General features: G+C 74.0%; 19 protein-coding genes. 15 read left to right on the top strand and 4 right to left on the bottom strand.

Annotated features, from left to right (window positions below):
* The first annotated feature begins 19 nt into the window (after positions 1–19).
* The 5 genes from hemE (at position 20) to lnt (ending at position 5,601) form a co-directional block, all read left to right on the top strand.
* Positions 20–1,117, top strand: coding sequence for a uroporphyrinogen decarboxylase (gene hemE / locus HC251_RS04155; RefSeq protein ID WP_219944059.1), 1,098 nt, complete (start codon positions 20–22; stop codon positions 1,115–1,117).
* Positions 1,114–2,055: a ferrochelatase gene (gene hemH / locus HC251_RS04150; protein WP_219944058.1), complete on the top strand. Its 942-nt coding sequence runs from the start codon at positions 1,114–1,116 to the stop codon at positions 2,053–2,055. Before hemE ends, hemH begins: the two co-directional genes overlap by 4 nt.
* The gene (gene hemG, locus HC251_RS04145; protein WP_219944057.1) at positions 2,052–3,452 is read left to right on the top strand and encodes a protoporphyrinogen oxidase; all 1,401 of its coding nucleotides are present in this window, start codon (positions 2,052–2,054) and stop codon (positions 3,450–3,452) included. Before hemH ends, hemG begins: the two co-directional genes overlap by 4 nt.
* 138 nt (positions 3,453–3,590) lie before the next feature.
* Positions 3,591–4,007 carry a hypothetical protein gene (locus HC251_RS04140; RefSeq protein ID WP_219944056.1) on the top strand — a complete coding sequence of 139 codons (417 nt, stop codon included), beginning with the start codon at positions 3,591–3,593 and terminating at the stop codon, positions 4,005–4,007.
* An 82-nt stretch (positions 4,008–4,089) separates the two neighbouring features.
* The gene (gene lnt, locus HC251_RS04135; RefSeq protein ID WP_219944055.1) at positions 4,090–5,601 is read left to right on the top strand and encodes an apolipoprotein N-acyltransferase; all 1,512 of its coding nucleotides are present in this window, start codon (positions 4,090–4,092) and stop codon (positions 5,599–5,601) included.
* On the opposite strand, the gene dtd is transcribed toward lnt, so the two are convergent.
* Positions 5,585–6,022, bottom strand: coding sequence for a D-aminoacyl-tRNA deacylase (gene dtd / locus HC251_RS04130; RefSeq protein ID WP_219944054.1), 438 nt, complete (start codon positions 6,020–6,022; stop codon positions 5,585–5,587). The genes lnt and dtd overlap by 17 nt on opposite strands.
* A 71-nt stretch (positions 6,023–6,093) precedes the next feature.
* Between dtd and HC251_RS04125 the strand changes: the two genes are divergently transcribed.
* The 9 genes from HC251_RS04125 (at position 6,094) to HC251_RS04085 (ending at position 15,505) form a co-directional block, all read left to right on the top strand.
* The gene (locus HC251_RS04125; RefSeq protein WP_219944053.1) at positions 6,094–7,353 is read left to right on the top strand and encodes a DUF445 domain-containing protein; all 1,260 of its coding nucleotides are present in this window, start codon (positions 6,094–6,096) and stop codon (positions 7,351–7,353) included.
* Positions 7,354–7,427: 74 nt separating this feature from the next.
* Positions 7,428–8,687 (top strand): glycosyltransferase family 4 protein, encoded by a 1,260-nt coding sequence (locus HC251_RS04120; protein ID WP_219944052.1) that lies wholly within the window; start codon positions 7,428–7,430, stop codon positions 8,685–8,687.
* A gap of 5 nt (positions 8,688–8,692) precedes the next feature.
* Positions 8,693–9,466 carry a class I SAM-dependent methyltransferase gene (locus HC251_RS04115; RefSeq protein ID WP_219944051.1) on the top strand — a complete coding sequence of 258 codons (774 nt, stop codon included), beginning with the start codon at positions 8,693–8,695 and terminating at the stop codon, positions 9,464–9,466.
* Positions 9,453–10,499 (top strand): hypothetical protein, encoded by a 1,047-nt coding sequence (locus HC251_RS04110; RefSeq protein ID WP_219944050.1) that lies wholly within the window; start codon positions 9,453–9,455, stop codon positions 10,497–10,499. The genes HC251_RS04115 and HC251_RS04110 overlap by 14 nt, the downstream gene beginning before the upstream one ends.
* 66 nt (positions 10,500–10,565) lie before the next feature.
* Positions 10,566–11,396: a Cof-type HAD-IIB family hydrolase gene (locus tag HC251_RS04105; RefSeq protein WP_219944049.1), complete on the top strand. Its 831-nt coding sequence runs from the start codon at positions 10,566–10,568 to the stop codon at positions 11,394–11,396.
* A gap of 119 nt (positions 11,397–11,515) precedes the next feature.
* Positions 11,516–11,980 (top strand): carboxymuconolactone decarboxylase family protein, encoded by a 465-nt coding sequence (locus HC251_RS04100; protein WP_219944048.1) that lies wholly within the window; start codon positions 11,516–11,518, stop codon positions 11,978–11,980.
* Positions 11,977–12,876 carry an RNA polymerase sigma factor SigJ gene (gene sigJ / locus HC251_RS04095; RefSeq protein ID WP_219944047.1) on the top strand — a complete coding sequence of 300 codons (900 nt, stop codon included), beginning with the start codon at positions 11,977–11,979 and terminating at the stop codon, positions 12,874–12,876. The genes HC251_RS04100 and sigJ overlap by 4 nt, the downstream gene beginning before the upstream one ends.
* 11 nt (positions 12,877–12,887) lie before the next feature.
* Entirely contained in the window at positions 12,888–14,429 is a 1,542-nt protein-coding gene (locus HC251_RS04090) for an AMP-binding protein (protein WP_219944046.1), read from the top strand.
* 68 nt (positions 14,430–14,497) lie between these two features.
* The gene (locus tag HC251_RS04085) at positions 14,498–15,505 is read left to right on the top strand and encodes a TlpA disulfide reductase family protein (RefSeq protein ID WP_219944045.1); all 1,008 of its coding nucleotides are present in this window, start codon (positions 14,498–14,500) and stop codon (positions 15,503–15,505) included.
* A gap of 119 nt (positions 15,506–15,624) precedes the next feature.
* Here the strand turns inward: HC251_RS04085 and HC251_RS04080 are convergent, their stop codons facing one another.
* The gene (locus HC251_RS04080; RefSeq protein ID WP_219945615.1) at positions 15,625–16,212 is read right to left on the bottom strand and encodes a class I SAM-dependent methyltransferase; all 588 of its coding nucleotides are present in this window, start codon (positions 16,210–16,212) and stop codon (positions 15,625–15,627) included.
* Between the two features lie 108 nt (positions 16,213–16,320).
* Between HC251_RS04080 and HC251_RS04075 the strand changes: the two genes are divergently transcribed.
* A complete protein-coding gene (locus HC251_RS04075) occupies positions 16,321–17,628 on the top strand; it encodes a DUF2254 domain-containing protein (protein WP_219944044.1) in 1,308 nt (435 codons plus the stop codon).
* Positions 17,629–17,635: 7 nt separating this feature from the next.
* Here the strand turns inward: HC251_RS04075 and HC251_RS04070 are convergent, their stop codons facing one another.
* Positions 17,636–18,160: a GtrA family protein gene (locus tag HC251_RS04070; protein ID WP_219944043.1), complete on the bottom strand. Its 525-nt coding sequence runs from the start codon at positions 18,158–18,160 to the stop codon at positions 17,636–17,638.
* 49 nt (positions 18,161–18,209) lie between these two features.
* Entirely contained in the window at positions 18,210–19,427 is a 1,218-nt protein-coding gene (locus HC251_RS04065; RefSeq protein WP_219944042.1) for a glycoside hydrolase family 1 protein, read from the bottom strand.
* Positions 19,428–19,436 lie beyond the last annotated feature (9 nt).

Genomic DNA, 19,436 nt, shown 5'->3' with positions numbered 1-19,436 from the left:
GGGACGACGGGCCCGGTCGATGCCTACCCTCGGTGCCGTGGCCCCGCCCCCCGACGCCCCGTTCCTCCGCGCCTGCCGGGGGGAGCCCGGCCCGACCGTGCCCGTGTGGTTCATGCGCCAGGCCGGGCGGTCGCTGCCCGAGTACCGCGCCGTGCGGGGCGAGGGCAGCATCCTCGACGCCATCCGCACCCCGGACCTGGCCACCGAGATCACCCTGCAGCCGGTCCGCCGCTACGGCGTCGACGCCGCCATCCTCTACTCCGACATCGTGACCGCGGTCGCCGCCATCGGCTTCGGCGTCGACGTCGCCCCCGGCGTCGGCCCGGTGGTCGAGCGGCCCTTCGCCTCGGCCGCCGACCTCGACCGGCTGCGGCCCCTCGAGCCGTTCGAGGACATCCCCTACGTGCTCGAGACGATCGCCAACCTGGTCGACGAGCTGGGCGACGTGCCCCTGATCGGCTTCGCCGGCGCCCCCTTCACCGTGGCCAGCTACCTGGTCGAGGGCGCCCCCACCCGCACCTGGACCAAGACCAAGGCCCTGATGCACACCGACCCCGAGCTGTGGGCCGCCCTGGTGGACCGGCTGGCCGACCAGGCCGCCACCACGCTGCGAGCCCAGGTCGCGGCGGGTGCGTCGGCCGTGCAGCTGTTCGACTCGTGGGCCGGCGCCCTGACCCCGGCCGACTACGAGCGCTTCGTGATGCCCGCCAGCGCCAAGGTGCTCGACGCCGTGGCCGACCTCGGCGTGCCCCGCATCCACTTCGGGGTCAGCACCGGCGAGCTCCTCCCCCTCATGCGCCAGGCCGGTGCCGACGTGGTCGGCGTCGACTGGCGGGTCCCGCTCGACGCCGCCCGCGCCCGCCTCGGGGCCGACGCAGTGCTGCAGGGCAACCTCGACCCCGCCCTCGTCGTGGCCGGCGCCGATGTCGCCCTCGAGGGAGCCCGCGACGTCCTGCGCCGCAACGACGGCCACCCGGGGCACATCTTCAACCTGGGCCACGGTGTCCTCCCCGAGACCGACCCCGAGGTGCTCGAGCAGGTCGTCGCCCTCGTCCACGCCGAGGGCCGGGCCGACGCCCAGCCCTCGCTGCTCGACGGCGCCGGGGCCCAGCCGTGACCGAGGGGCCCGTCGGCGTCGCGGTGATGGCCTACGGCACGCCGGCCACCCCCGACGACGTCGAGGCGTACTACACCCACATCCGCCGGGGCCGGCCCCCGACCCCTGAGCAGCTGGCCGACCTCCGGTCCCGCTACGACGCCCTCGGCGGCACGTCGTCGATGGCGGCCCGCACCGCGGCCCAGGTCGACGCCATCTCCGCCGCCCTCGAGGCCCGGGCCCCGGGCCGGTGCCGGGTGGTCCTGGGCCAGAAGCACGCCGTCCCGTTCGTCGAGGACGCCGCCGCCACCCTCCTCGCCGAGGGGGTCACCGACGTGGTCGGGATCGTCCTCGCCCCGCACTACAGCGGGTTCAGCGTGGGCGAGTACCAGCGCCGCCTGGCCGACGCCATGGCCGAGGGCGGCGGGCGGGCCGCGGCCGTCGACCGCTGGAGCGACCTGCCCGAGTGGCAGGCCTTCACCGCCCGGGCCGTGGGCGACGCCCTCGCCGACCTGCCGGCCGCGACCAAGGTCCTCTTCACCGCCCACTCGCTGCCGGAGCGGGTGCTGGTGGGCGACCCCTACCCGGGCGAGCTGGCCCGCAGCGCCCGAGCCATCGCCCGCCAGGCCGGGCTGGCCACCTGGGCGGGGTGGGGCCTCGCCTGGCAGAGCGCGGGCCGCACGCCCGAGCCGTGGCGGGGCCCCGACGTCCTCGAGGTCATCCGCGACCTGGCCGACACCGGGCGCAGCGAGGGCGTGCTCGTCTGCCCCCAGGGCTTCGTCACCGACCACCTCGAGGTCGGCTACGACCTCGACATCGAGGCCCGAGCCGTCGCCGACGAGGTCGGGCTGGCGTTCGCCCGGACCCGCACCGTCGACGACGACGCCACGGTGATGGGCGCCCTCGCCGATCGGATCCTGGCCGCGGCCGACGACCTGGCCCGGCCCGAGGCGCCGTGACCGTCGTCGTCGCCGGGGCCGGCATCACCGGGCTCACCGCCGCCCTGCACCTCGGCGAGGCGGGCGTCGAGGTGCTCGTGGTCGACCCGGCCATCCGCATCGGGGGCATGGTCCAGACCTCCCCCTTCGCCGGCCGCATGGTCGACGAGGGGGCCGACGCCTTCCTCGTCCGGACCCCGGCCGCGTTCGACCTGGCCCGGGCCGTCGGACTGGGCGACGAGCTCGTCAGCCCGGCCCGCCGGGACGCCCGGGTGTGGCTCCACGGCGCCCTGCACCGGCTCCCGGCCCACGTCCTCGGCGTCCCCACCGACCCCGACGAGGTCGACGAGCTCCGCCTCCTCTCCCCCGCCGGGCTCGACCGGCTCCGGCGCGACCTCACCGACCCGGCCCCACCGGCCGACCCCGAGGACGTCTCGATCGCCGAGGCCGTGGGCGGGCGACTGGGCGACGAGGCCCTGGCCCGGCTGGTCGACCCGCTCGTCGGCGGGATCAGCGCCGGCGACACCGCCCACCTCAGCCTGGCCGCGGTCGCCCCGCAGCTCGACGCCGCCTGGCGGGACCCCGACCACACCAGCCTGGTGGCAGCGTGCCGGGCCCAGGTCGCCGCCGCCCGCGCCGCCGGGCGCGACCCCGACGCCCCGATCTTCGCCGCCCCTGTCGGCGGCATGGCCCGACTCCCCCAGGCCGTGGCCCGCGCCGCCCGGATGACCGGCATGGTCGACCTCCGCCTCGGCACCGCCCTGTCGGCCGTCGCCGACGGCGGGCTGGTGGCCCTCGCCGACGGCACCACCCTGGAGGCCGAGGCCGTGGTGCTGGCCACCCCGGGGCCGACCGCCGCCGAGATCGTCGGCTCGGTGTCGCCCGAGGCCCGGGCCCTCCTCGCCGGCGTCCGGCACGTGTCGGTCGCCTTCGTGCGGGTCGCCATCCCGACCGCCGACCTGGGCCGACCGCTCGACGGCAGCGGGGTCCTCGTCCCCCGGACCGAGGGCCGGATCGTGACCGCGTGCTCGTTCGCGTCGGAGAAGTGGGAGCACCTGGCCGCCGACCGGGGCGACGGCACGGTCATCGTCCGGGCCGCGGTCGGGCGCGACGGCGAGCAGGCCGTCCTCGGCCTCGACGACGCCGCCCTGGTGGAGCGGGTCGTCGACGACCTCACCGCCATCCTCGACCTCCAGGGGGCGCCGACCTCCACCTCAGTCCACCGCTGGCCCCTCGCCTTCGCCCAGTACCGCCCCGGTCACCTGGACCGGGTCGCGGCCATGGAGGCGGCCCTGGCGCGGGACGCGCCCTGGCTGGTCGTGGCCGGCATGCACCTCCGGGGCGTGGGCCTCCCGGCATCGATCGCCAGCGCCGACGCCGCCGCCGCCCGCGTCCTCGCCCGGCTCGCGCCCACCTGACCGGGCGCGACTCCCCCAGGGTGGGAGGACCACCCGGGCCCGTTGCGTAGTCACCGCTCATGCCCGCCCGGGGAGGGCGTGGTCCCATGACCTCGGGCCGCACGGAGCGGTTGCACCCGCACGAGGAGATCGCAACGCATGGGACTGTTCTCGAAGGCCAAGAAGGGCATGCAGGACGCCGCCACCGCCGCCGGCATGGCCACCGCCTACGACCAGCAGCAGGCGGCCGCCCAGCAGCCGGGCATGATCGGCGTGCAGGGCATGGGCCCGATCGCCGCCGACCCCGCCCTCATCGGCGGCCCGTCGACCAAGCCCCTGGCCGAGGACGACCCCATGCTCCAGCCGGTCAACGGGGTGAGCCTGGAGATGTACGGCAAGGCCGGGGTCGAGGCCCAGCGCCGGGGCATCACCGACGAGGACGGTATGGGCGCCCTCATCGAGGAGATGTACGGCGTCCCCGCCGCCGACGCCAAGGCCGCCCTGGGCGTCTGGATCGACCGCATGAAGAGGTCGATGGTCGTCGGCCAGCAGCTCCGCAAGCACATGGGCTACTGACCCCTGCCCCGGGGCGGTCGGACCGTCGGGGAGCGGCCGGATCTGATCGCCGGTTGGTGGGGCGGCAAGACTCGGCCGCCTCATGGACGAGGAGGACGAGGTCGCAGCCACCCCCGGGGGTCGGTCCCGGTTCGTCCCCGGGCTGATGGCGCTGGGCGGCGGGCTGCTCATCGCCCTGTCGTTGCCGCCGTGGGGCTGGTGGCCCCTGGCGTTCGTCGGGCTGGCCGTGTTCGACCGGGCCGTGGCGGGCACCCGGGCCGTCGTCCGCTTCCGGCGGGCGTGGCTCACCGGGGTCGGCGTGCTGGCCCCGTCGACGTTCTGGATGGTGGCCTTCACCCCGCCCGGCTACGTCATCGAGGTCGTCGGGTTCGCCACCTTCCTCGGCGTCGCCGTCATGGCCGCCCCCTCCAGCCGGTGGCGCTGGCTGGCGCTGCCCGGGTCCTGGGCGGCCTTCGAGGCGGTCAAGGGCCGCTGGCCCTTCGGGGGCGTCCCCCTCTCCGAGCTGGCCATGGGCCAGATCGCCGGCCCCCTCGGGCCTGTGGCCCGGGTCGGCGGGGTGATCCTCGTCGCCGTGGTCACCGTCGTCGGCGCCATGGCCCTCAGCGCCGCGACCCACCGGGCCTGGCGGCCGGCGCTGGCCCTGCTGGCCGCGGTCCTGGTCGCTGTGGGGGTGGCCGCGGTCGCCCCCCGGGGCGAGGCCTCGGGGCCCGAGGTCGTCGTGGCCTACGTGCAGGGCGGCGGCGAGCAGGGCACCGTCGACGCCGAGACCGACGACCGCGAGGTGTTCCTCGCCCACTACGACGCGACCCTCCAGCTGTCGCCGGGCGAGGCCGACCTCATCGTCTGGCCCGAGAACGTGGTCAACGTCGACGACCCCATCGAGGAGACCCGGGAGGGGCGTGAGCTGGCCCAGCTGGCCGTCGACCTGGAGACGCCCATCCTCGCCGGCATCGTCGAGGGCGCCGGCGACGACCTTTTCACCAACGCCTCCGTCCTGTTCGACGTCGACGGCCGGATCACCGCCCGCTACGACAAGGTCCGCCGGGTCCCCTTCGGCGAGTACGTCCCCCTCCGTGGGGTCCTCGACGACGTGGCCGGATCCGCCCTGCCGGCCAAGGACGCCATCGTCGGCCGGGCTCAGAACACGATCGACGTCACGCTCGGCGACGACGCCATCGAGACCCGCGTCGGCGTCGTCATCTCGTGGGAGGTGTTCTTCGGCGACCGGGGCCGCGACGCCGCCAACGGCGACGGGAGCCCGGCCCGGTTCCTGGTCAACCCGACCAACGGCTCCAGCTACACCGGGACGCAGGTCCAGACCCAGCAGGTGGCGTCGAGCCGGCTCCGGGCCCTGGAGACCGGGCGCTGGGTGGTGCAGGTCGCGCCCACCGGGTTCAGCGCCTTCGTGTCCGACACCGGCGAGGTGTTCGAGCGCAGCGGCGTGAGCGAGCGCCGCGTCGAGGTCCGGGAGGTGCCGTTCCGCCACGGCCGGACCCTGTTCATGGTGTGGGGCCCGTGGCCGCCGTTCCTGCTCGCGGTGGCACTGGTGGTGGCGGCCAACGGGGCCGACCGGCGGTTCAGACCTCGAGCATGAGCGTGGTCGGGCCGTCGTTGACCAGCTCGACCTGCATGTGGGCCCGGAAGCGACCGGTCGCCACCGTCGCCCCCCGGTCCCGCAGGGCGGCGACGACGGCGTCGACGAGGGGCTCGGCCTGCTCGGGCCGGGCGGCGGCGATCCACGACGGCCGGCGCCCCCGCTCGGTGCTGCCGTAGAGGGTGAACTGGCTGACGACGAGCACGGCCCCGCCGACGTCGGGGAGGGCGAGGTTCATGGCCCCGGCCTCGTCGTCGAACACCCGGAGGTGCCAGATCTTGTCGGCCAGCCGCCGCGCCTCGGCCTCGGTGTCGTCGTGGGTGACGCCGACGAAGGCGCACAGGCCGGGACCGATGGCGCCGACCTCCTCACCGGCGACCAGCACCCGGGCCCGGGTGACCTGCTGGACCAGCGCTCTCACGACCGCACCGGGCCCCGCCGAACGTCCACCGGCTGACCTTACGGCCCACCGGGACCTGCGATGCTGCCGCCGTGGCCCTCCCCACCGCAGTCGCCGACGCCGATGCCCGGCGAGCCGACCTCCGGCGGATGAAGCGGACGGCCACCGGTCTGCTGCTGGCCGCCACCGCCGTGTTCCTGGTCGCCCGGGTGCTCGAGGAGGACGCGTCGTGGCTGGGCTTCGTGCGGGCCACCGCCGAGGCGGCCATGGTCGGCGCCATCGCCGACTGGTTCGCGGTGACCGCGCTGTTCCGCCACCCGCTGGGCATCCCCATCCCCCACACCGCCATCATCCCCAACCGCAAGGACGACATCGGCCGGGGTCTGGGCACGTTCGTGCAGCAGCACTTCCTGACCCGGGACGTCGTCGAGGAGCGCCTGGCCGGGGTGTCGCTCGCCGCCCGCCTCGGTGACTGGCTGACCGAGCCGGGCAACGCCGAGCGGGTCGGCGACCAGCTGGGGGGCGTGCTCCGCACCACGCTCGACACCCTCAAGGACGAAGACGTCCAGGAGACCCTGGAGGTGGCCGTCGCCACCCGGGTCCGGGCCATCGAGGCCGGGCCGGTCCTGGCCAAGGGGCTGGAGCTGGTCGTCGCCGACGGTCGCCACCAGGAGGTGCTCTCGGTGCTGCTCCGGCGGGTGGCCGAGGCGGTGACCGACAACGAGGAGGTGCTGCGGTCGCGCCTCCAGGCCGAGACGCCGTGGTGGGTCCCCGACCGCTTCGACGACCGCATCTTCGACCGCGTCCACACCGGCGTGCAGCGGTTCCTCCACGAGGTCGCCGACGACACCGCCCACCCGATGCGGGCCACCTTCGACGAGCGCATCACCACCCTGGCCGACCAGCTGGCCCGGTCGCCGTCGATGCGGGCCCGGGCCGACGCCCTCAAGGAGGAGCTGGTCCAGCACCCGGCCGTCCGCGAGTGGTCGTCGACCATGTGGGCCGACATCAAGGCGTCGCTCCTCGCCCACGCCGACGACCCCGAGTCTGACCTGCGCCTCCGCCTGGTCGGTGCGGCCCGATCCTTCGGCGAGCGCCTGCGCGACGACCCGACCCTGCAGGCCCGGGTCGACGGCTGGGTGGCGTCGACCGCCGTCGAGGTGGTCGAGCGGTCGAAGGGCGAGGTCGGCGAGGTGATCGCCTCCACCGTCGCCCGCTGGGACTCGACCGAGGCCACCGACCGCATCGAGCTCCAGGTCGGTCGGGACCTCCAGTTCATCCGGATCAACGGCACCGTGGTCGGCGGTCTCGCCGGCCTGGTCATCTACTCGGTCGGCAAGCTCATCGGCTGACCCGGCGCGCACGCCTGACGTGTGACCGGCGCCGTTTGACCGGTCGGTCAACGGCAGACGAGGCTGACGCCCTCATGGCGACCGACGATCGAAGCCTCCGGATCGCCCTGCTCACCTATCGGGGCAAGCCCCACGTCGGGGGCCAGGGGATCTACGTGCGCCACCTGGCGAAGGCGCTGGTCGACCTGGGCCACCACGTCGAGGTCTTCTCGGGCCAGCCGCTGCCCGAGGTCGACCCCCGCGTCCCCCTCCACGGGCTCGAGAGCCTCGACATCTACAACGACCACTTCCCCATGCGGATGCCGGGCGTCTGGGAGCTCAAGACCCTGGCCGACGTGGTCGAGGTCGGCGCCTTCTCCCTCGGCACCTTCCCCGAGCCGCTGGCCTTCTCCGTCCGGGCCTTCCAGGCCCTCAAGGCCCGCAAGGACGACTTCGACCTGGTGCACGACAACCAGAGCCTGGGCTACGGGCTGCTCGGCGTCGAGCGGTTGCTCGGGTTGCCGCTGATCGCCACGATCCACCACCCCATCACGGTGGACCGCCGGCTCGAGATCGAGCACGCCACCTCGCTGTACCGGAAGCTGACCCTCACCCGCTGGTACGGCTTCACCCGCATGCAGACCGAGGTCGCCCGGCGCATCAAGCGGGTCATCACCGTGTCGGAGAACTCCTTCGCCGACATCGTGCGCGACCACAAGGTCCCGCCCGAGCGGATGCACGTCGTCCCCGTGGGCGTCGACCCCGACCTGTTCAAGCCGGTGGCCGGCATCGAGCGCCGCCCCGGCCACCTGATCACCACCGCCAGCGCGGACGTGGCCATGAAGGGTCTGTCGTTCCTGCTCGAGGCGCTGGCCAAGCTGCGCGTCGAGCGGCCCGAGCTGCACCTCACCGTGATCGGACGCAAGAAGGAGGGCGGCAAGTCGGCGGCGACGATCGACCGCCTCGGCCTCACCGACCACATCGAGTGGGTCACGGGCGTGACCGACCAGCGCATCGTCGAGCTCTACAGCGAGGCCGAGCTGGCCGTCGTGCCCTCGCTCTACGAGGGGTTCTCCCTGCCGGCCATCGAGGCCATGTCGTGCGGCGTCCCCGTGGTGGCCACCACCGGCGGCGCCCTGCCCGAGGTCGTCGGCCCCGACGGCGAGACCGCCCTGCTCGTCCCCCCCGGCGATGCCGACGCCCTGGCCGCCAAGATCGGCTGGGCCCTCGACCACCCCGGCGTCCGCCGGACGGTCGGCGCCGCCGGCCGCGAGCGGGTCAAGGCCCAGTGGAGCTGGCGCCACACCGCCGAGCGCACCATCGCCCAGTACCGCGCCCTCCTCGCAGAAGCCTGAGCCCGATGCTGACCGTCGACTATGCACGCCTGCGCCTCGAGCCGGGTGACCTCGTCCTCGACATGGGGGCGGGGGCCGGGCGGCACGCCTTCGAGGCCTTCCGGCGCGGGGCCCGGGTGGTGGCCCTGGACTACGGCTTCGACGAGCTGCCCGAGGTCATGGGCCTGTTCGGGGCCATGAAGGAGAGCGGCGAGGCCGGGACCCGTCCCCACGCCATGGGGGTCGCAGTCAACGGCGACGGGACACGGCTGCCGTTCCCCGACGACACCTTCGACCGCATCATCTGCTCCGAGGTGCTCGAGCACATCCCCGACGACGAGGCCGCCCTGCGCGAGCTGTTCCGGATCCTCAAGCCCGGCGGCCGTCTGGCGGCCACGGTCCCGACCTGGTTCCCCGAGAAGGTGTGCTGGCGGCTGTCGGAGGAGTACCACGCGCCGTTCGTCCCCGGCGGGCACGTGCGGATCTTCGGCGAGCCCGAGCTGCGCGCCAAGATGCGCGCCGCCGGGTTCCGCCCCGGCGACAGCCACCACGCCCACGCCCTCCACTCGCCGTACTGGTGGCTGAAGTGCGCCGTCGGGCCGACCAACGACGACCACCCGCTGGTGAAGGCGTACCACCGCCTCCTGGTGTGGGACATCACCAAGGCCCCCAGGACCACCCGCTGGACCGAGCGGCTCCTGAACCCCGTCCTGGGCAAGAGCCTGGTGGTCTACGCCCGCAAGCCCGTGCCGGTGACGGCACCCCACACCACGAGGGAGATGGCCGATGCCCGCGCCTGAGGTCCCCGGCCTGCTCACCAGCGCCGAGACGCAGGAGACGGTCGACGCCATCGCCGAGTGGCAGCTCCCCAACGGGATGATCCCGTGGTACCCGGGCGGCCACGCCGACCCGTGGAACCACGTCGAGGCGGCCATGGCCCTGGCCCTGGGCGGCCGCATCCCCGAGGCCGAGCGCGCCTACCAGTGGCTGGTCGACCTCCAGCGCCCCGACGGGTCGTGGCACCAGTACTACCTCGAGGACTCCATCGAGCAGGACAAGCTCGACGCCAACGTCATCGCCTACATCGCCGCCGGCGCCTGGCACCACTGGCTCCTCACCAGCGACCGTGGCTTCCTCGAGGCCCTGTGGCCGGTCGTCGACGCCGCCATCGGGTTCGTGCTCGAGCTCCAGACCGAGCGGGGGGAGATCCTGTGGGCCCGCCACGCCGACGGCACGCCGTGGTCCTTCGCCCTCCTCACCGGCTCGTCGAGCATCTGCCACAGCCTGCGCTGCGCCGCCGCCGTGGCCACCGAGCTCGGTCACGAGCGGCCCCACTGGATCCAGGCCGCCAGCCGGCTGGCCCACGTGATCCGCACCGAGCCCGACGCCTTCGCCCCCAAGCACCGGTGGGCGATGGACTGGTACTACCCGATCCTCGGCGGCGCCCTCCTCGGCGACGCCGGCCGGGAGCGCCTGGCCCACCGCTACGCGACCTTCGTGATGGAGGGCCGGGGCGTCCGCTGCGTGTCCGACCGCCCCTGGGTCACCGTGGCCGAGACGCTCGAGTGCTCGATGGCCCACCTGGCCGTCGGTGAGCGGGAGACGGCCACGACGCTGTTCGCCTGGGCCCAGCAGTACCGCGAGCCCGGTGGCCGGTACTGGACCGGCACCGTGTACCCGCAGGAGGACCACTTCCCCGGCGGGGAGCAGTCGACCTACACCGCCGCCACCGTCGTGCTGGCCGCCGACGCCCTGGGCGGCTGCTCGGCCGCGTCCGGGCTGTTCGTCGACCACGACGCCGCCCTCCCCGGCCTGTCCGACGTCCCCGCCTAGGAGCCGAACCTTGGACGAGACGCCGCAGCATGGTGCGGTTGCCGTCCAACGTTCGACGAGCGCGCCATGACCCTCGATGTGCAGCTGGTCGCGTCGGACCTGGACGGGACGCTCCTCCAGCCGCCCGTCCGGCGCCGGGACGGTCAGCGTGCCGACCGCGTCGACCTCGGGTCGATCACCGAGCGGACCCGCACCGTCCTCGACCGGCTGCGAGCCGACGGGGTGGAGGTCGTCGCCGTCACCGGCCGGCCGCCCCGCTGGGTCCACGCCATCGACATCGGGCCGGGCCTGGCCATCTGCTCCAACGGGGCCCTGGTGGTCGACCTCCAGACCGAGGAGGTCGTGGTCGAGCGGGCCCTGGCCCCCGACGCCGCCGCCGAGGTCGTCCGCCGGCTGCGGGCCCTCCACCCCGAGGGCCACTTCGCCGTGGAGTTCGCCGACGGCGTGGCCATCGAGCCGGCGTGGGCCGAGACCATCCCCCGAGCCCTGGCCGGCGAGCACGTCGGCCCCGCCGAGGAGCTGGTCGTCCGGCCGGCGGCCAAGGTCCTCATGAAGGTGCCGGGCACCGAGGGCGACGCCTTCATCGACGGCGCCACCGAGGCCGTCGGCGACATCGCCGAGGTGACGGCGAGCGGCGGCCTCCAGCTGGTCGAGGTCTCCGCACCCGGAGTCGACAAGGCCACGACGCTGGCCCTGCTGTGCGACGAGCGGGGCATCCCGCCCGAGCGGGTGGTGGCCTTCGGCGACGCCCGCAACGACCTCGCCATGCTCGCCTGGGCCGGCACCGGCGTGGCCATGGGCGACGCCCACCCCTCGGTCATCGAGGCGGCCGACCACGTCACCGGCACCAACGCCGACGACGGCGTCGCCGCCTGGTTGGAGCAGAACGTCCTCTGACGCGTCGGGGGCGGGGCCGCAGCCCGTGTGCTCCGATGGGCTGTCACAGACCGAGGCGCTCATCCGTCGTCGATGGTGAGAGGGAGCCAGCCGGGCTCCCCTGAGCGAGGAGGCTCCCCATGGACCCACGGTTCGACCTGCAGACCGACACCCCCGACGCCTTCAAGGCGATCTATGCCCTGGAGCAGACGGCCCGGAAGGCGGTGGGCGACGACATCCTCTACGACATGGTGAAGCTGCGCGCCTCGATCATCAACGGCTGCTCGTTCTGCGTCGACATGCACAGCACCGACCTCGGGACGCGGGGCGAGGACACCCGCCGGATCATGGCCGTCGCCGCCTGGCGGGAGTCGGCCTTCTTCAGCCCGGCCGAGCGGGCCGCCTTCGCCCTGACCGACGAGGTGACGCGCCTGGGCGAGCACGGCGTCACCGACGCGGTGTGGGACGAGGCCGTCACCCACCACGGGCTCGCCGGCGCCGCCGACCTGGTGGTCGCCATCGCCACCATCAACGTCTGGAACCGGCTCGCCGTCACCGCCCACGCCCCCACGCCGCCGCTCGAGTCGGCGACGGCTGCGGCGTGAGCCAGGATCTCGACCTCGACGGCCTGCGCCACGTCGCCACCACGGTGGCGTACCGCATGGTGGGGAGCCGGACCGAGGCCGAGGACCTGGCCCAGGAGGCCCTGGTCCGGGTGGCGATGGCGGCCGAGCAGGAGGAGCTGCGCTCCCCGGAGGCGTTCGTGACCACCGTCGCCACCCGGCTCTCGATCGACCACCTGCGCCTGGCCCGGGTCCAGCGCGAGGAGTACCTCGGCCCGTGGCTGCCCGAGCCGGTCAGCGAGGCCCTGGAGGACGGGGCCGAGGCGGCCGAGGTCGCCGACTCGCTGTCGTTCGCCATGCTCTCGGTGCTGGAGGCGCTGGGCCCGGTCGAGCGGGCGGCGTTCCTCCTGCGGGAGGTGTTCGGCTACGGCTACGACGAGGTGGCGGCCGTGCTCGATCGCTCCGAGCCGGCGTGCCGCCAGATCGTGGCCCGGGCGCGGGCGCGCGTCGAGGCCGGCCGCCCCCGCCGGACCGTCGCCCGCGACGAGCACCGCCGGGTGCTGGAGCGGTTCCTGGCCGCCGCCCGCCAGGGCGACGTGGACGGGCTCGTCGCCGTGCTGGCCGCCGACGCCGTGATGGTGTCCGACGGCGGGCGGGCCACCAAGGCGGCCCGCCGACCGATCCAGGGCCGGGACCGCATCGTCCGCTTCCTCCGGTCCATCGGTCCCCGCGCCCTGGGCCCCGGGCGCCGGGTGGAGATCGTCGACCTCAACGGCGAGCCCGGGATCCTCGCCCTCGTCGACGACGAGGTCGTCCTGGCCGGGACGGTCGAGGTCGCCGACGGCTGCGTCGTCGCCGTCCGCTGGGTCCTCAACCCCGACAAGCTCCGCTGGGTCCACGCCCCCTGGGTTCGTGAAGAGGGCCGAGGTTCCGCCTAGGTTCACCGGCCATGTCGTTCCCTGGTGCCTTCGTCGAGTCGTCCCCTGACAAGCCGGCCGTGATCATGGCGGGCAGCGGTGAGGTGCTGACCTACGCCGAGCTCGACGAGCGGGCCACCCGGCTGGCCAACCTGCTCGGGTCGCTGGGCCTGGTCCCCGGCGACCACGTCGCCTTCTGCATCGAGAACCAGATCCGGTTCCTCGAGGTGGCGTGGGGCTGCCACTACGCCGGGCTCTACTACACGGCCGCCTCGTCCCGTCTGACGCCGGGCGAGCTGAGCTACATCATCGACGACTGCGGGGCCCGGGTGTTCATCTCCTCGGCGGCGCTGTCCGACCTGGCCCGGGACACGATCGCCGACACGCCGAACGTCGAGGCCCGGCTGATGATCGACGGCGTCGTCGACGGCTTCACCTCCTACGAGGACGCCCTCGCCTCGGCCTCGCCCGAGCCCGCCGCCGACCGGGTCGAGGGCATGGACATGCTCTACAGCTCGGGCACGACGGGCCGGCCCAAGGGCGTGCAGCTCCCGCTCCCCGGCGCCCCCCTCGGCACCAAGCCCGCCCTCCAGATGCTGGCCGAGGGCCTGCTCGGCTACGGCGAGGACATGGTGTACCTGAACCCGGCGCCGCTGTACCACGCCGCTCCGCTGCGCTTCACGATGGCCGTCCACCGCGACGGCGGTACCGCGGTGGTGATGGAGCACTTCGACGCCCTCGAGGCGCTGGCCCTCATCGAGCGGTACCAGGTGACCCACAGCCAGTGGGTGCCCACCATGTTCATCCGCATGCTCAAGCTCAGCGACGAGGAGCGCAGCCGGCACGACATCAGCTCGATGCAGATGATGGTGCACGCCGCCGCCCCCTGCCCGGTGGAGGTCAAGCGGCGGATCATCGACTGGTTCGGCCCGGTGGTGCACGAGTACTACGCCGGCACCGAGGGCAACTGCTTCGTGTACTGCAACAGCGAGGCGTGGCTGGCCCACCCGGGCACCGTGGGGCAGAACCTCCTCGGCACCCTCCACATCTGCGACGACGAGGGCAACGAGCTGCCCGTCGGCGAGCCCGGCACGATCTGGGCCGAGAGCGCGGCCCAGTTCGAGTACCACAACGACCCCGAGAAGACGGCGGCCTCCCGCCATCCCAAGGGCTGGACGACCCTCGGCGACGTGGGCCGGCTGGACGAGGACGGCTTCCTCTACCTGACCGACCGCAAGGCGTACATGATCATCACCGGCGGCGTGAACGTGTACCCCCAGGAGGCCGAGAACGTCCTGGCCATGCACCCCAAGGTGGCCGACGTGGCCGTCTTCGGCGTCCCCAACGAGGACTTCGGCGAGGAGGTCAAGGCGGTCGTCCAGCCCCTCTCGGCCGACGACGCCGGGCCGGAGCTGGAGCGCGAGCTGATCGCCTACTGCCGCGAGCACCTGGCCGACGTGAAGTGCCCCCGCTCGGTCGACTTCCGCCCCGAGCTGCCCCGCCACCCCACCGGCAAGCTCTACAAGCGCCTGCTCAAGGACGAGTACTGGGACGCCGCCGGCCGCTCCATCTGAGGACCACGAGGCGCCGGGCCATCGTGGTCCGATCGGCACACGGGTAGAACCGGTTCTAGGGTGCGGCGATGATCCTCCTCGACGCCGACGGCGGCCGCCACGACCTGCCCGGCGACGTCGAGGCGGTCGACGCCGAGGCCCTGGCCGGGGCCACGGGCTGGACGCTCAAGCCCGAGGGCCTGTGCCGCGACGACACCTGCGTCCCCCTGCTGGGCCGACCCGTCCGGCGCGACGACGGGCGGATCGACCTGGCCGAGTGGGCGGCGGCCCTCGGCCTGCCCCTCGCCGTCGACGCCGAGCACGGCGCCGCCGCCCTCGCCCACCGAGCGGACCAGGGGTCCGCCGGCGTGGGCGACGTCGCCCCCGAGCTCGACCTGCCGACGGTCGACGGGGCGACCCGGCGCTTCGGCGACCTGGCCGGGCGCAAGCGGGTCCTGGTGACGTGGGCCTCGTGGTGCGGGTGCCGCCACGAGCTGGCCGCCTGGCAGGCCATCCAGGACGAGCTCGGCGCCGAGGGTCTGGCCGTGTTCTCGGTCGCCCTCGACGCCACGCCCGAGGACTCCCGTCCCTGGATCGAGGCGGCCGCCCCCGGGTACCCGGTCGTCGTCGACACCGCCCACGTCACCGCCGAGCGCTACGGCATCACCAACGTGCCCAGCGTCGTGTGGGTCGACGAGGAGGGGCGCATCGTCAAGCCGCCCACCATCGCCCCCGGCGACGACCAGTTCCGGGACTTCACCCAGATCGACCCGGCCACGCACCACGACGCCCTGCGGCGGTGGGTGCGCGACGGCGAGCTGCCGGCGGGCGTCGCCGATTCGCCCGCCCCCCGCACGCCCGACGAGCAGCTGGCCCTGGCCGAGCGCCGCCTCGCCGCCCACCTCCACGGCGAGGGCCACGCCGAGGCCGCCGTCGCCCACCTCCGCCGGGCCGTCGAGCTGGCCCCGTGGGACTGGACGATCCGCCGGGGCGGCATCGCCCTCCGCGGCGAGGACCCCTTCCTCGGCGACGAGTTCGTCGCCTTCTGGGAGGAGTGGGACGCCGCCGGCCGCCCCGGCTACACCCCGACGACCTAGCCCCTGCGAACGTTGTCCGGAACCCGGCCACAGAGGGGGACTTCCGGACAAGGTTGGACGGCCTCCTGCGAACGTTGTCCGGAACCCGGCCACAGAGGGGGACTTCCGGACAAGGTTGGTCAGGCGGTGCGGGTGAGGATCCTCAGGCTGCCGGTGGCGGAGCGTTCGGTGAAGCGGCCGCTGGCGAGGGCCGGGAGGTAGATCTCCTCGTAGGGCGGACGGCCGCCGTCGGCCGGGTCGGGGAAGACGTCGTGGATGGCGAGGGTGCCGCCGAGGGCGACGTGCGGCGTCCAGCCGACGTAGTCGGCCCGGGCCGGCTCCACGCCGTGGCCGCCGTCGATGAAGAGGAACGCCAGCGGCGTCGACCACACCGACGCCACCGTCGGCGACAGCCCCACCAGGGCGACCACCACATCCTCCAGCCCGGCGTCGAAGACGGTCCGCCGGAACACCGGCAGGGTGTCCATCCGGCCCGTGCGGGGGTCGACCAGGTCCGGCTCGTGGTGGTCCCAGCCGGCCTGGTTCTCCTCCGACCCGCGGTGGTGGTCGACGGCCAGCAGCGTCGTCCCGCAGGCCCGGGCGGCGGCACCCAGCCAGATCGTCGAGCGCCCGCAGTACGACCCGACCTCGAGGAACGGGGCCCCGGGCACCTCGGCGCCGGCCCGGACGGCCGCCTCGTGCAGCGCGTCGCCCTCGTCGGGGGGCATGAACCCCCGCGCCGCGAGGGCCGCGGCGCGCAGGTCGGCCGGGAGCGTGGGGTGGGCGTCGGGCACGGGGGACGACCCTACGGGACCGGTTCCCTAGCCTGCGACGCCGTGGAGGTCCCCGAGCGCCCATCTGTCCCCCCCGACCACGACGTGCGCGTCGCCCAGCGGCGGGAGGCGATCCGCAACGGGCTGCTCGTCATCCCCACCGCCTTCGTCCTGGCCGCGATCGTGCTCGCCCTCGCCCTCGGCGCGGTCGATGACGCCCTGGTCGACGCGGACCTCGACCTGCTCTACGACGGGGACCCGTCAGCGGCCCAGACGCTGCTGGCCACCATCGCCACCTCCATCGTGACCTTCACCAGCCTCGTCATCTCGGTCACGGTGGTCGCCCTCCAGCTCGCCAGCCAGCAGTTCTCGCCCCGCGTCCTGCGCACCTTCTTCCGCGACACCGGGACCAAGGTGGCCCTGGGCATCTTCGTCAGCGTCTTCGTCTACGCCCTGGTGGTGCTGCGCCTCCTCGACCCCGACGGGGCCGACGCCACCGTGCCCCGCCTGTCGATCACGGTGGCGTTCCTCCTGGTCCTGGTGGCCTTGGGGACCTTCGTGTACTACGTCGACCACGTCGTGCACGCCATCCGGATCGTGTCGATCATCGACCAGGTCGCGGCCGAGACCCGCGCCGCCATCCGGGAGGTCCACGTGCCGAGCGAGCCGCCCGTGCCGGCCGAGGTCCCCGACCGGCCGGCCGACCTGGTGCTGACCAGCGAACGGGCCCCTGGGGCCATCACCACCGTCGACGAGGACGACCTCGTCGCCCTCGCCGCCCGGCACCGCAGCCTCATCCGGCTCGTCCCCCACATGGGCCAGTTCGTCCCCTCGGGGTCGCCGCTGGCCGAGGTCTGGGGCGACGACGGCCAGGCCCCGCCCCTCACCGAACGGGACGTCCTGGTCCACATCGGGCTGCACCGCGAGCGGACCATGACCCAGGACGTCGCCTTCGGCTTCCGCCAGCTGGTGGACATCGCCGAGAAGGCCCTCTCGCCGGCGGTGAACGACCCCACCACCGCCGTCCAGGTCCTCGACCGGATCCACGACCTGCTGCGGCGGGTCGCCGTGGCGCCCGCCCCCTCCGGCTACCACCGCGACGCGACCGGCGCCCTGCGCCTGGTGCTGCCGGTGGCGGGGTGGGAGGCCCTGGTCGCCCTGGCCTGCGACGAGATCCGGCTCTACGGCGGCGGCGACCCGCAGGTCCAGCGGAAGATGCGGATGATGATCGCCGACCTCCGCACCGTCGTCGACGACGAGCGCTGGGCACCCCTGGCGGAGCAGCTCGCCCTGCTCGACGCGGCCGTCGACCGGCACTTCCCCGATGCCGCGGACCGCGAGCGCGTCCGCCGGGACGGGTTCGCGTGCTGAGCCGTCGCTAGATCTCGGTGGCGCCGGCGGCGCGAGCATCGACGACGGCTTCCTCGACCTCGTAGTCCTCGTCGTAGGGCGTGTGGTGGTCGGGACCGAACATGAGCTTGTCGAGGAAGAGGTACTTCAGCACCCACAGCACGCCGAAGCCGGCGATGCTCGCCACCAGGACGGCCACCAGGTGGAAGAGGGTGTCCTCCTTGGTGTTGTCGGCGGCGAGGGCCACGGCGAAGGTCGACAGGCCCCAGCCCGCCACGGTGAACACCCAGAACGGGATGACCTCGCGCCGGATGCGGGCCCGACCCGACTTGCCCCACACCCAGTACTTGTTGGTGAGGAAGGCGGGGATCGACACGAGCATCGTCGACGCCAGGTTCGACGGGACAGCGTCCCAGCCGACACCTTGCACGAACGCGACGATCGAGATCTGCGTGAGCGCGACCATGATCAGCGACGTCGACGCGTAGCGGATCATCCGCCGCCCGGACTCCGTGCGGCTGTGCTCCAGGAGGCCTCGAGGGGTCAGGATCACAAGCCGAGCAGGTTAGCGGCGTGTCCCGGTCGTCCCGAAGCCCGCGACCTCACGTCGGGGGCAGCGCGTTGGCCCGGGCCACCGCCCCGAACCACCGGGCGCTGGGCTTGGGGGTGCGGGCGAACGTCGTCCGGTCGACCTCGACCAGGCCGAAGCGGGGCTCGTAGCCGAAGGCCCACTCGAAGTTGTCGAGCAGGCTCCAGTACGTGTAGCCGCCGACGTCGATGCCGTCGGCCAGGCAGCGCTGCACACCCTCGAGGGCGGCGTGGACGTACCGGATGCGCTGCTCGTCGTCCTCGGTGGCGATCCCGTTCTCGGTGACGAGGAGCGGGACCCGACCCCCGGTGACCGCCCAGGCCCGGCGGAGGGTGGCCTCCAGCGCCTGGGGCCAGTACTCGTAGCCCATCACGAGGGTCTCGACGCCGTCCTCGCCGCCGACCATGCCGTCGGGCCCGTAGCGGTAGCGCGAGTAGGCCTGGACGCCGAGGAAGTCGTCTCCGCCCACCGCCTCCAGGAAGCGGTCCTCCATGCGGGCCCGGTTGCGCTCCATCCGGCCCTGCGCCTGCTCGAGCTCGTCGTCGGTGGTGCCGACCGCCGTCCACTCGGCCATGGCCAGCGTCAGCCCGATCGGGGTGGCGCCCAGCTCCGACCGCAGGGCCTCGGTCGCGCGCCGGTGGGCGACGACGAAGCGGTCGAGGACGTCGTCGGCGCGGCCGCGGTCGGCGACGCCCGGAGGGAAGGCCTTCAGCAGGTAGCCCATCACCCCGACGATGTTGGGTTCGTTGATGGTGCAGGCCCGGGCGATCCGGTCGGCACCGAGGTGGGCGGCGGCCCGGGCGCAGAAGTCGGCGAAGCGGTCGACGGTCTCGTCGCTCTCCCAGCCGCCGGCGTCGGCCACCCACCGCGGCGTGGTGAAGTGGTGGAAGGTGACGACGGGGTCGAGGCCCCGGGCCACGAGGCCGTCGCACTGGCGGGCGTAGCGGTCCAGCGTCGCCGTCGACCAGACGTCGGCCTCGGGCTGGATGCGGCTCCACTCGAGCGAGAAGCGGTACGACCCGAGGCCCAGGTCGGCGACCACGTCGGCGTCGTCCTCCCAGCGGTGCCACGAGTCGCAGGCGTCGCCGCTCGGCTCCCGGCACCCCGACCCGGCGGTGTGCTCCCATCGCCACCAGTCGTTGTTCCAGCAACCGCCCTCGATCTGGTGGGCGGCGGTGGCCGTGCCCCACGTGAAGCCGGCGGGGAAGGCGCGGTGCGGGGTCGAGGGCATGGCCGGCGA

The sequence above is a fragment of the Iamia sp. SCSIO 61187 genome, from assembly GCF_019443745.1.
In the GTDB taxonomy this organism is placed as follows: Bacteria; Actinomycetota; Acidimicrobiia; order Acidimicrobiales; family Iamiaceae; genus Iamia.
Note: the sequence above shows the minus strand (reverse complement) of the source record. Positions and strands in the feature narration are given on the sequence as shown.

Excerpts from the sequence above, each read along its gene's own strand:
- HC251_RS04115 (WP_219944051.1), top strand. The coding sequence starts at position 8,693 with ATGCTGACCGTCGACTATGCACGCCTGCGCCTCGAGCCGGGTGACCTC.
- HC251_RS04085 (WP_219944045.1), top strand. The coding sequence starts at position 14,498 with ATGATCCTCCTCGACGCCGACGGCGGCCGCCACGACCTGCCCGGCGAC.
- HC251_RS04105 (WP_219944049.1), top strand. The coding sequence starts at position 10,566 with ATGACCCTCGATGTGCAGCTGGTCGCGTCGGACCTGGACGGGACGCTC.
- HC251_RS04110 (WP_219944050.1), top strand. The coding sequence starts at position 9,453 with ATGCCCGCGCCTGAGGTCCCCGGCCTGCTCACCAGCGCCGAGACGCAG.
- HC251_RS04065 (WP_219944042.1), bottom strand. The coding sequence starts at position 19,427 with ATGCCCTCGACCCCGCACCGCGCCTTCCCCGCCGGCTTCACGTGGGGC.
- HC251_RS04140 (WP_219944056.1), top strand. The coding sequence starts at position 3,591 with ATGGGACTGTTCTCGAAGGCCAAGAAGGGCATGCAGGACGCCGCCACC.
- HC251_RS04100 (WP_219944048.1), top strand. The coding sequence starts at position 11,516 with ATGGACCCACGGTTCGACCTGCAGACCGACACCCCCGACGCCTTCAAG.
- HC251_RS04080 (WP_219945615.1), bottom strand. The coding sequence starts at position 16,212 with ATGCCCCCCGACGAGGGCGACGCGCTGCACGAGGCGGCCGTCCGGGCC.
- lnt (WP_219944055.1), top strand. The coding sequence starts at position 4,090 with ATGGACGAGGAGGACGAGGTCGCAGCCACCCCCGGGGGTCGGTCCCGG.
- HC251_RS04120 (WP_219944052.1), top strand. The coding sequence starts at position 7,428 with ATGGCGACCGACGATCGAAGCCTCCGGATCGCCCTGCTCACCTATCGG.
- HC251_RS04090 (WP_219944046.1), top strand. The coding sequence starts at position 12,888 with ATGTCGTTCCCTGGTGCCTTCGTCGAGTCGTCCCCTGACAAGCCGGCC.
- hemE (WP_219944059.1), top strand. The coding sequence starts at position 20 with ATGCCTACCCTCGGTGCCGTGGCCCCGCCCCCCGACGCCCCGTTCCTC.